Source organism: uncultured Corynebacterium sp. (assembly GCF_945649885.1).
GTDB lineage: Bacteria > Actinomycetota > Actinomycetes > Mycobacteriales > Mycobacteriaceae > Corynebacterium.
In genome coordinates this window covers 38,067-49,038 of sequence record NZ_CALZFS010000004.1, presented here as the reverse complement: position 1 = coordinate 49,038, position 10,972 = coordinate 38,067, and the positions used below count along the sequence as shown (strand labels likewise).

Genomic DNA, 10,972 nt, shown 5'->3' with positions numbered 1-10,972 from the left:
AGGGTGGATCCGGCACCGTTGTTGCCGAAGGCGTTCGGGGAGGTGAACGGTCCGAAGAAGTTCGGGACCGGGCCGGTTCCGGAGAGGATGACACCGAGGCCGATGTTGCCCTTCGGTGCCGCCCAACCCATTTCCGAGTTGACCATGGTGTAGAGGTCGTTCATCATATCGCCGGTCTGGAGGGTGGTGGCCTGCTCGATGATGGCCTTGCCGATGAGCTGCTCACCATTGACCTCGCCCTTGCGGCGCAGCATCTCGACGAACTTGAACACGTCATCCACGGTGGTGGTGGCGCCGACCCAGGGCAGTTCAGCCTCTTCGGTGATGACCTCGTTGAGGCCCTCGATGTCCTCGGGGCGCAGGAACCCGGTGTCCGGGACATATGCCTTGATCGGGACGGCGCGGTCCTCGTTCTCCTTGGACAGGCCGAAGGCGGTGTCCTTCATGCCCAGTGGCTCGAAGATGAGCTCGCGGGCCATGTCCTGGAAGCTGTCGTAACCGTAGGCGCGGCGGACCATCTCACCGATCAGTGCGTGGTTGATCGCTGGGGAGTAGTTGACCTGGGTGCCCGGCTCGTGGATGACATCAACGGTGCCGATGGCCGTGGCGATCTCCGGGAGCTTCACGCAATCCTGGATGGGCATGCCCGGGTTCGGGGTAGCCGGCATGCCGGAGGTGTGGGTGAGCAGGTTCCACAGGTTGATCTTGTCTTTGCGCATCATGCGGAAGGGATCGGTACCGAGGAACTCCGGGACAACCTCGACCACACGGGTGGACAGGGCGAGCTTGCCCTCACCGAGTGCACGGTAGGCCAGGGCATTGGTGAATGCCTTGGACAGGGAGAGGACGCGGTAGATGTCATCCTGTCGGGAAGGGCGTTCGGTGGCACGCTCGGCGAAACCGTAAGTTCCCTGGAGTGCGATCTCACCGTGCTGGGCGATGATCACGTTGACGCCGTCGTAATCGCCGCGCTCGATATCTGCCTGGATGGTCTCTTCGATGCGCTTGAGCTGTGCTGGGTTCAAAGCCATGGTGGTGTGTGTTTCCTTTGGGTTGAAGATGTTTTGTGGTGAGTGTTTCTAGGTGAGGTACGCTACGACGGACGGGGAGAAGACCTGGCCGGTGTAGTGGGCGCCGGCGTCGGAGGAGAGGAACACGAGGGTCTGGGCGACCTCCTCGGGTTCCGCCAGACGCTTGAGGGGCTGCAGGGAGAGCAGTGCCTGGACGTGGTCCTCACCGGACTGGTTCATCATGGCGGTGTTGATACCGGCCGGGGCCAGTGCGTTGACGCGGATGTTGAAAGGTGCGAGTTCTCCGGCGTTGGAGCGGGTCATACCGACCACGGCGGCCTTGGATGCCGGGTAGTAGGCCGGCATCAGCAGTGCGACCAGGCCTGCAACAGAGGCGAAGTTGGTGATCGCTCCACCACCTGCCGCCTTGAGCAGTGGGACTGCAGCGCGGGTGGTGTAGAAGGTTCCGTAGAGGTTGATCTGCATGACGCGGTCAAAGTCCTCATCTGGGATCTCCGTGAGGAATTCCGGTGCGAAGGGCTCACCCTTCTTCATCGCAGTGACCATACGGTGGTTGATATCGTCGACCCATTCGACGGCACGACGGTTGGGCACGCTGACACCGGCGGCGTTGACCAGTGCATGGAGCTTTCCGTGGTTTTCGCGGACCTGGTCAAAAGCAGCGTTGACAGCCTTCGAGTCAGAGATGTCCGCGGCGATGACGGTGACCTGATCTTCAGATCCCAGTTCGCGTTCCAGGTTCTCCTGGGATATATCCAGTGCATAGACATAGGCGCCCTGCTCCACGAATGCCTTCACAGTTGCCAGACCCATTCCGGATCCGGCACCGGTGACCAGAGCGACCCTGCCTTCAAGTGAACCGACGTTATTGTGAACCATATACCCTCCAAGTGCTTCCTGTGCTGTGGAACACATTCAAATACAATGACTAGACACTTGTCCATAGGTTGCGGGAAACCGCAGGTGAGAAGGGCAGGTTCCAACAATATTCACCCCAATCAAGGGGTGGGAATCAAAAACACAACACCATCGACTCCCTGGATCCAATGTCTTAGAGAAGAGACGAAACACCCCCTGGAAAGACACACATCACATGTGCCCTTCGCAGGGGGGGGAGGGAGAAAGGTCAGTGGCAGATGAACGCCTAGAGGAAACGCTTAGGCACTTCCGGCTCCCCGAGGGAGAGCATGAGGCGGTTGGCCCAGTTGAAAAACGCCACGGAGTTGATCATGTCCACGATCTGCAGATCGCTGAAACCAACGCCACGCAACTTCTTGATGCAGCCCTGGTTGAAGGCCATCGGCGTACTGGTCAGGGCACGGGAGGCATCCCGGATGACATTCCACTGCTCAGAGCCGAGGTCAGCATCCACCCCCTCATTGATGAGTGCATTGACGTGGTCCAGACGCTCTGGGGCCTCCTCGACGGAGCGTCCTGCGTGCACGGAGGCACAGTAGACGCAGCCGTTGTAGCGGGAGGTCACGGTGGCGGCGATTTCACGCTCCGCCCTGCCCATGCCCTCACCTTCGGTGTTGTAGAAGATATCCAGGTCGGTCAGGGTGCGGGCCTTCAGTGCCTGTGGATCACGGGCCAGGAGACGGAAGTAGGGCATGTCTGCACGTTCCGGCTTGATGAGGGAATCCATCTGCTCCTCATCAAGATCAGCCTTGGCCACAGGCTCCACCCAGGACTTCCAGCCAAGGGCATGATTGACAAAGACATCCGGGCGGTTGAGCTCACCGTAGGTGGTGATGGGGAAACCACGATCAGACAAGGTCCACTCCACCTCCGGGGCATCCAGACGCTGTACGTCCTGAGCCTGGATATCTTCACCGTTGAGGGTGCGTAGACCATAGGCGACACGGAGCTGGAAGGTGAGGAAGCTGATCAGCTGGGACAGGGATACGGTGTCATCCGCACTCCAGCCCGCTGCAGACAGGCGTCCCAGAACCTCAGGGCGGGAATCACGGGGATGGAAAACCAGCAGGTGGGCGTAGTCGAAGGCCGCAGCCAGACGCTCACCCAGGCGGGCGGCGTCATTGCGTACCGACGCTCCCGGCTCCGACTCCCCCGCCAGACCGCTTTCACGGTAGGTGCCATAGGGGCCGGCGGAGACGGTGGCGTCGATGGCATCAGCGACGGCCAACGCCAGGGTGGTGGGTGCGTCGTCGAGAAGCAGGTCCTGGTAGAGGTCCACCGCAGGTTCAAAGCGGTGGAGGCCTGCCACGTAGGTGGCCACGGCATAACGCTCACCGAAGCTGAAGGTACCCGGGTTGATCGGCTCTAAAAGTGCTTCGAAGCTCTTCTGTGCATTGTCGCGTGCCTGGGGACGATTGTCACGGAGTTCGGGAAGGTCAACGCCGACGAGCATATCGATAATATCTGCCACTTGAATCTCTCCTGTTCGGGGCCCTAGAGGCCTAAATTGAGGTCGCCACCACGGTAGCGCGATCCGGGGATCGCGTCGATGAGCTGGCGGGTGAAATCGGACTGAGGGTTGTTGAAAACATCGGCGGTGCGGCCATGTTCGACCTGCTGGCCCCGGCTCAACACCGACACCGTGTCCGAGATCTCACGCACCACCGCGAGGTCATGGGAAATGAACACATAGGTCAGGCCGAGCTCGCGCTGGAGTTCATCCAGCAGCCGCAGGATCTGCGCCTGGACCGTCACATCCAGTGCGGAGACAGCCTCATCGAAGACCACGAGCTCAGGTTCTAAGATCATGGCGCGTGCGATTGCCACACGCTGACGCTGACCACCAGACAGCTCACGGGGACGTCGTGACGCCATCTGTGGGTCCAGTGCCACCAGATCCAGATACTCCACAACCTTGCGGGAGATCTCCTGCTTGGACAAGTTGGTGAAATTACGCAGCGGTTCACCGATGGTGGTGCCGATGGTCTGCCGTGGATCCAGGGAGGAATAGGGGTTCTGATAGACCAGCTGAACCTCACGACGCAGCTCACGCTGCTGCGACTTGTTCAGCGTGGTGATCTCCTGACCCGCCACCGTGATGGAACCCGAGGTCGGGGTGTTGAACGCCGAGATGGCACGACCGATGGTGGTCTTACCCGAACCGGACTCCCCCACCACCGCATGGGTGGTGCCGGGAAACACCTCGAAAGAGACATTGTCCACGGCGACAAAGACATCGTCCTTGCCCCGCTGATATTCCTTAAGAAAATTATCCACCACCAACAGTGGGCCCTTGGCCTTGGCTTCCCCCGGATCCACCGCGGGGATGCGCGCCGGAACCCCACCGATGGCCAAGGACGGTGCGTCCGCCAGAAGCTGACGGGAGTAGGCATCCTGTGGGTCAGTCAGCACGGAGGCAGCATGACCACTTTCCCGGACCTCACCTTTTTGCATGACCACGATCTGATCCGCGCGGTCACCGGCCACAGCCAGGTCATGGGTGATGAAGAGGATGCCCAGGCCGAGCTCCTCCTGCATCTCTTCCAGAAGGTCAAGGATGATCTTCTGAACGGTCACATCCAGGGCGGAGGTGGGTTCATCAGCAATGATCAGTTCTGGTTCCAGGGCGATGGCAGCGGCGATGAGTGCACGCTGTTTCATCCCACCTGAGAGCTCATGCGGGTACTGCTCATAACGGACTTCAGGGTTGTCAATGCCCACCCGGTCCAGCAGTTCAATGACCCGCTTCTTCCGGGTCTCCGCCGTGCCACGACGGTGGATGGCCAGCCCCTCTCCCACTGAGGCGCCAATGGTTTTCACCGGGTTCAGGGAATTGTTGGGATCCTGGGGAATCAGACCGATCCTGGTGCCACGGAGCTGCTTCCACTCACGTGGCTTCAGCCCCACCAGGGACTGGCCATTGAAGGTGATCTCACCGGAGTCAATCGCAGCATTGTCCGCCAACAACCCAATCACCGCTTGTGCAGTGGTGGATTTACCGGAACCGGACTCACCCACGATCGCGGTGATCTGGCCCGGATGCACCTGGAGACTGACATTGTTCACAGCATGAACCAGCCCCTTGGCCGTGCCATAGGACACCACCAAGTCATTGATCTCCAACAGGGGTTGCTTGGCGGCAGTGCCAGCCTGGGCGTTTCGAGCAGAGGAATGTGATGCAGGGGTACTCATGACTCTTAAGCCTCCTTTCGAATGATGCGGCTGAGGTAATTCGCAGACAACACAACGGCGATGATGACCAGACCAGGCAGGACGGTCAGCCACCAGGAGGTAGCCATGTAGTCACGGGCATCAGAGATCAGCAGGCCCCACTCCGGGGTCGGAGGCGGCGCACCATAACCCAGGAATCCCAGGATCGACAACTGCAAAATCGCGGAGCCAAACTGCAGAGCGGCAAGCGCCATCACCGGGGTCAAGGAGTTGGGCAGGATGTGACGGAACAACACCTGCGCCTGAGTGCCACCCGAACCATAGGCAGCCTCCACGAAATCAGAACCGGCAACAGTCATCACCTGGGAACGTGCCAGGCGCGCAAAGGTGGCCACCGAAGTCACACCCACCGCAATCGCCGCATTCATCGTTCCATAACCCAGCAGGATGATCACCGACAGTGACAGCAACAGCGCCGGGATGGACAGCAACACATCCACAAAACGCATGAGCAGGGTATCCACCCAGCCACGTTGGGAACCGGCGAGCAAACCGATCAGGGTGCCCACCACCAGCCCCACCAGCACCGCAATCAGGGCACCCAGCAGTGTTTCACGGGCACCATAAACCACACGGGCATAAAGATCACGGCCCACGGAATCCGTACCGAACCAGTGCTCACCACTGGGCTCCAACAAGGCCGTGGTCTGGGAGTTGAAGGGATCATTATTGGTGAACAGTGCCGGCACCAGTGCCATCAGCACCGCCACAGCCAGAACAATCACGGAGATGATCGCGCCGGGAGTGGTCCAGGGATTGGTGGTGTGACGGCGCTTTCGTCCCGGGTCCACAGCGCCGGTGCGCTGATTGCCAAATTTCGGTTTCTTGGGAATCTGTGCGTTAGACATATGGGTTATGCCCTTTCCCTGCGACGCAGACGAGCATCAAGGACCGGGTAGAGCAGGTCCACGATGAGGTTGATCAGGACGTAGATGGCAGCGGCGATAACCACTATGGCCAACATGACCGGGGTATCGCGGTTAGCCACGGCATTGACCGTCATGGCGCCGATACCGGCGCGGCCGAAGACGGTTTCCGTGACCACGGCACCACCGACGAGTTCACCGAAGAGGATGCCTGCCATGGTCAGGGTGGGCAGGAGCGCATTGCGCATGATGTTGCGGAAGAAGATCCACATCTCGCTGGCACCACGTGCTCGGACAGCAGCCACAAACGGCTGGTTCTTCACCTCTTCAATGGAGCGGATGAGGACCTGCGCCAGGGGTGCTGCGATCGGGATGGACAGGGTGATGGTGGGCAGGATCAGTCCCTGTGCGGTGGATGCGCCGATCACTGGGACCCATCCCAGGCGGAAGGAGACCACCTGGATCAGCATGATGCCGAGCCAGAAGCTGGGCAGGGAGATGAACAGTGGTGGCAGGGAGTTGAAGATGGTGCGGATCCAAGCGAAGCGGTCCAGGGTGGCCAGGATGGAGATACCCAGTGCCAAGATCACTGCCAGGGCAAAGGCCAGCACTGCCAGGAGCAGGGTGCCGGGGAAGGCTTCCGCGATCATCGTGGACACTGAGGTGCCGTACTGGACCGAGTAGCCGAAGTCTCCGGTGAGGAATCCTCCCAGGGAGAGGAAGAACTGGCTGATCAGGGATTCATCAGCTCCGTAGGATTCACGGATCTCCTGGATCTGGCTGGGTGAGAGTCCCAGATCTGGGCTGGCATAGCGTGCGGTGATGGCGTCACCAGGTAGTGCGGACAGCAGGATGAAGGCCAGCACGAAGGTGACCAGCAGCACCACGACCGCCTGGCCGATACGACGCAGAATCTGTGCGGTGGTCATTTAGTCCTCCTTCTCTCGTGTTGCTTCTTCCTCAACGCCAGCGGCAGCGTCATCAGAGGTGTCGTCCTTCGCAGTCTCTTCAGTGAAGTCCAGATAGGTTTCATAGAAGTCTGGGCGTCCGATGACCTCCGGGGCGAAGCCCTTGACATGGGGTTGGAGACCGTAGACCACGGGTTCTTCAAACAGGGGCAGGACATAGGCCATCTCGGTGATGTAGTCCTGGGCTGCAGCTGATGCTGCCGCGCGGTCTTCTTCCTTCGCGCTGGAGGCGATGGCGAAGAGCAGTTCCTCCAGCTTGGGATCACCGATGTCCTCCTGGCCCTCTTCTTCGGTGAAGTTGAGCAGTGCATTGCGGTTGCTGGAGTAGAACTTGGACTTCAGCACGTCATAATCGGCACGTCCCACCATGGAGTGGCGCACCTGGATCTTGTTGATGTCCAGGGAGTCTGCGGTCTGGGTGGCGTGATCACCGGGATTGATGTTGACCTTGACACCGATAGCGGAGAGCTGGTCCTGCACCATGGTGGTCACTTCACGGGAGCGTGGCTGTGGGACGGCCTCGTTAAAGGTCAGTTCGAGGATCTCTCCGTCCTTTTCCCGCCAGCCATCAGGTCCCATAACCCAGCCGGCCTCATCGAGGAGACGCTGTGCTTCGTCCTGGTCATAGTCATAGGCGCCCTCCTGTTCCTTGTACCCCAGAGCATTGGAGGCCAAGGATGAGGTGGCCAGTTTGTAGGAGGGACTGAACAGGACATCCATGATGGTTTCGCGGTCCACCCCGTGGATGAGTGCCTGGCGCACCCTGATGTCCTGCAGGAGTGGGTGCTTGAAGCGGAAGAAATAGCCGTTGTTCACACCACTGGTGGAGTTCCAGACAATGTTCAAGCCTTGGTTCTGAAGGTGTGCCTCAACGGGGGCTTCAATCTGGCGGGCCATGTCAGCCTGGCCGGATACCAGCGCGCCGGTGCGCACGGATTCCTCTGCCGCCAGGACATAGTCAATGGAATCCAGCTTGGCAGGTCCCTGATGCTCACGTGATGGTGGCGCCCAGTCATAATCCTCACGTGCCGTGAGGGTGAGGTTGGTGCCCAGGATTTCATCGGTGATGACAAAGGGGCCGGAGCCGATGATGTTGACGGCATTGCCCGGCGCGAAGTCCTCGGTGGTGAAGTCCAGGGTGGCATCGGAGTAGAGACCTGCGTTGAAGGAGCTGGTGGCCTGGGCGAATCCGGGTGCAGGTTCGTTGAAGTGGAAGCGGATGGTGTTGTCATCGATGACTTCACCGCGGTCATAACTGGTGATCTGCTCTGAGGTGGTCAGGCGGCGGTCGGGGTCGCCTTTGCCGTAGAGGTCGAAGTTCTTGACGATGTTCTCTGCGGTCATGGGGGTGCCGTCGGAGTAGGTAACATCGGTGCGGATGGTGAAGGTGAACTGCGTGGCGTCCTCATTGATCTCAGGCAGTTCGGTGGCGATCCAGGGTTTGAGTTCCAGGGTTTCCGGGTCCTGGTAAAGCAGGCGGTCGGTGATGTTGTTGACCACGGCGCCGTTGGGATAGAAGCCTGCTGATGGAGGGTAAAGGGTGGCAAAGAAGCCTGGTTCGAGATAGGTGAGGTTGTTGTGTCCGCCCTCGCCGTTTCCCTCTGCCGGGCTTGCTGTGCATCCTGCTAATAGTGCCAGGTTGGCGACTGTGGCAGCCACCACTCCTGACACCTTGCTAAACCGAGCGGTATGTTTGTGGCTACCGCTTAGTTCATTTTCCCGGTCATGTCTTTTTCCATGCGTGTGCTTTCTAAACACCGGGTTCCCCTTCCATCGATTCGTGAATCGCTTTCCGTATCAGCTAATTTATTCACTGAAAGATAACACACTTTTAGACAGATCGGTTTTAGGGTGACAGACTACACGGTCTATATAGTTTATTTTCCACCATTGAGCAGGAGTTTCTTTGAATATGCCCCCATCACAGGTCGCCATCGTCGGGGTGGGTCCCCGAGGCATCTCAGTTATTGAAAGAATCGCCGCCGCCCTCAATTCCATCGCCTCTGCCGCGCAGGAGGAGCTCCAGTCCCGTGGACTCACCCTGCATCTGATTGAGGATTCTGAGATGGGTGCCGGCAATATCTGGCGCACCGATCAGACACGCACCCTGTGCATGAACACCCTGGCCGGTGCGGTCACCCTCTTCACGGAACCTGGCTCCACGGTCACCGCCCCCGTGGTGGAAGGCCCCATTCAATATGACTGGATCCGGCTGGTGCGCGGTGACGCCCCGGACACCCTCACTGACATCCCGGCAGCCGCGGTTGAACTCTTCCACAAGCACCCGCCAGCACCAGAAGTTGCTGAGGATTTCCATGAGGAGTTGGAGCAGACCGTCACCGAGTCCAACCCTTCCCGTGCCCTCTATGGTGCGTATCTGCGCTGGGTTTTTGATGTGGCACTGACGCTTCTTCCTGACTGGGTGCAGGTGGAACAGCATCACGCCCGGGCGGTTAATATCCGGGAGGACGGCGATAGGGACATTATCACCCTGTCCGATTCCACGATGGTGACCGCTGATGCCACCGTGCTGGCGGTGGGCTGGCAGACCCCGGCTCCCAATGCTGAGGAGCAGGCCCTCGGAACTGCCGCCGAAGAACACCCGGAGCTCACCTGGATCAGGCCCGGCAACCCCCTGGAGCAAAGCCATGAGGACATTCCGGCAGGCGGCAAGGTCCTGGTCCGCGGACTGGGCATGGGGTTCTTCGATATCATGGCGCTGACCACCATTGACCGCGGTGGCATCTTCCATGAGGATCCCAGCACGCGTTCCGGCCTGCGTTATGAACCATCAGGCAAGGAGCCACACTTTGTCATCTCCTCTGGCCGTGGCTATCCCTACCTGCCCAAGTCTGATTACAGGTCTTTGCCACCTGCTGCGAAGCTGGCTCGGCTCAAGGCTGTGATCAGTGCCCTCAACGCCCAGCAACGCGGTGTGGCCAGCATCAACTATGACACGGAGGTCTGGCCGGCAGTAGCCCGTGATGCTTATGAGGCTTATTATGAGAATCTGAATAAGCAGAACCCGGAGGCCATCACCACCTCGCTGGATGCGATCACCGCGACCATTGATGAGGTGGACGTCGATAAGCTGCCCACTGCACTGCGCGCCCACGTTTCCGCCGCCGAGCACCTCTTTGATCTGCATGCCTGGGAGTACCCGCTGGCTGGTGTCACCGGTTCGGTGGAGGAGGTCACCGCACGCATCGCTGAGCGCATGGCTGAGGATATTATTCACGCAGAGCTCGCGTGGGACAGTCCCCTGAAATCAGCCCTGTGGTCTATTTCCGCATCACGTAAACCCAGCAGCATTCTCGGCGCAGAAGGCCGCCTGACCTTCGAATCACGCCGTAACCGTTTCGCCGCCGTCATGGCGATCGGCCAGATGGTTGGCTCCGGCCCACCGCTGTTCCGCACCCGTGAGCTCCTTGCGCTTATCGACGCCGGCCTGGCCACCTTCGCCGGTGCCCGCCCACAGATCAGCGTGCAGATGACCGGGGACGATGTCACCTGGCAGCTGACCTCCCCCACCACCGGTGACACACCACTGCGTTCCACCACGCTCATCGACGCCTGGATGCACAGTCCTGACATCCGCGTCCCTGGCGATCCACTGGGTCAGTCACTCATGGCTGATGGCCGCGTGCGAACCTTCAACAATTACACCTCCGATGGTGTGGAAGCCCCCTCCGGCTCCCCTGAGGTCGATCCTGCCACCCGCAAACTGATCCATCTCGATGGTGAAGTGGACAGGCGGGTGCACCTGATCGGCATCCCCACCTATGGTCAATTGCCGGATACCACCATCTCGCCGATGCCGGGAACTAACCCGTTGATGCTGCAGGAAACCGATGCCACCGCACTCAGTGTGCTGCGCACCGCCGGGTTGTTGCCCTAAGCCTTCTATCAGCACTGGATGAAAGAAAGTTCACTCCCAGGTTAGAGTCAAGGTTTGAAG

General features: G+C 59.8%; 8 protein-coding genes. 1 reads left to right on the top strand and 7 read right to left on the bottom strand.

Features of this window, described 5'->3' with window-relative positions:
- From Q0M74_RS01035 to Q0M74_RS01005, 7 genes are all read right to left on the bottom strand, one after another.
- Window positions 1-1,031, bottom strand: a 1,031-nt coding sequence (locus Q0M74_RS01035; RefSeq protein WP_293950915.1) for a serine hydrolase, incomplete at its 3' end; no start/stop codon positions are given.
- A 48-nt stretch (window positions 1,032-1,079) separates the two neighbouring features.
- Window positions 1,080-1,910 (bottom strand): SDR family NAD(P)-dependent oxidoreductase, encoded by an 831-nt coding sequence (locus Q0M74_RS01030; RefSeq protein WP_293950913.1) that lies wholly within the window; start codon window positions 1,908-1,910, stop codon window positions 1,080-1,082.
- Between the two features lie 265 nt (window positions 1,911-2,175).
- Window positions 2,176-3,420, bottom strand: a complete 1,245-nt coding sequence (locus Q0M74_RS01025; protein WP_293950911.1) for an alkylhydroperoxidase domain protein — start codon at window positions 3,418-3,420, stop codon at window positions 2,176-2,178.
- Between the two features lie 23 nt (window positions 3,421-3,443).
- A complete protein-coding gene (locus Q0M74_RS01020) occupies window positions 3,444-5,141 on the bottom strand; it encodes an ABC transporter ATP-binding protein (RefSeq protein WP_293950909.1) in 1,698 nt (565 codons plus the stop codon).
- A 5-nt stretch (window positions 5,142-5,146) separates the two neighbouring features.
- Complete coding sequence (locus Q0M74_RS01015; protein WP_293950907.1) at window positions 5,147-6,028, bottom strand: ABC transporter permease; 882 nt, start codon at window positions 6,026-6,028, stop codon at window positions 5,147-5,149.
- Window positions 6,029-6,033: 5 nt separating this feature from the next.
- On the bottom strand, window positions 6,034-6,975 hold the full coding sequence (locus tag Q0M74_RS01010; protein ID WP_293950905.1) for an ABC transporter permease: 942 nt from the start codon (window positions 6,973-6,975) through the stop codon (window positions 6,034-6,036).
- Window positions 6,976-8,676, bottom strand: a complete 1,701-nt coding sequence (locus Q0M74_RS01005) for a TIGR04028 family ABC transporter substrate-binding protein (protein WP_366087624.1) — start codon at window positions 8,674-8,676, stop codon at window positions 6,976-6,978.
- A 250-nt stretch (window positions 8,677-8,926) separates the two neighbouring features.
- Between Q0M74_RS01005 and Q0M74_RS01000 the strand changes: the two genes are divergently transcribed.
- Window positions 8,927-10,912 carry an FAD/NAD(P)-binding protein gene (locus tag Q0M74_RS01000; protein ID WP_293950901.1) on the top strand — a complete coding sequence of 662 codons (1,986 nt, stop codon included), beginning with the start codon at window positions 8,927-8,929 and terminating at the stop codon, window positions 10,910-10,912.
- Window positions 10,913-10,972 lie beyond the last annotated feature (60 nt).

Coding starts and splice junctions, on each gene's coding strand:
- Q0M74_RS01015 (WP_293950907.1), bottom strand. CDS start 6,028: ATGTCTAACGCACAGATTCCCAAGAAACCGAAATTTGGCAATCAGCGC.
- Q0M74_RS01000 (WP_293950901.1), top strand. CDS start 8,927: ATGCCCCCATCACAGGTCGCCATCGTCGGGGTGGGTCCCCGAGGCATC.
- Q0M74_RS01010 (WP_293950905.1), bottom strand. CDS start 6,975: ATGACCACCGCACAGATTCTGCGTCGTATCGGCCAGGCGGTCGTGGTG.
- Q0M74_RS01020 (WP_293950909.1), bottom strand. CDS start 5,141: ATGAGTACCCCTGCATCACATTCCTCTGCTCGAAACGCCCAGGCTGGC.
- Q0M74_RS01030 (WP_293950913.1), bottom strand. CDS start 1,910: ATGGTTCACAATAACGTCGGTTCACTTGAAGGCAGGGTCGCTCTGGTC.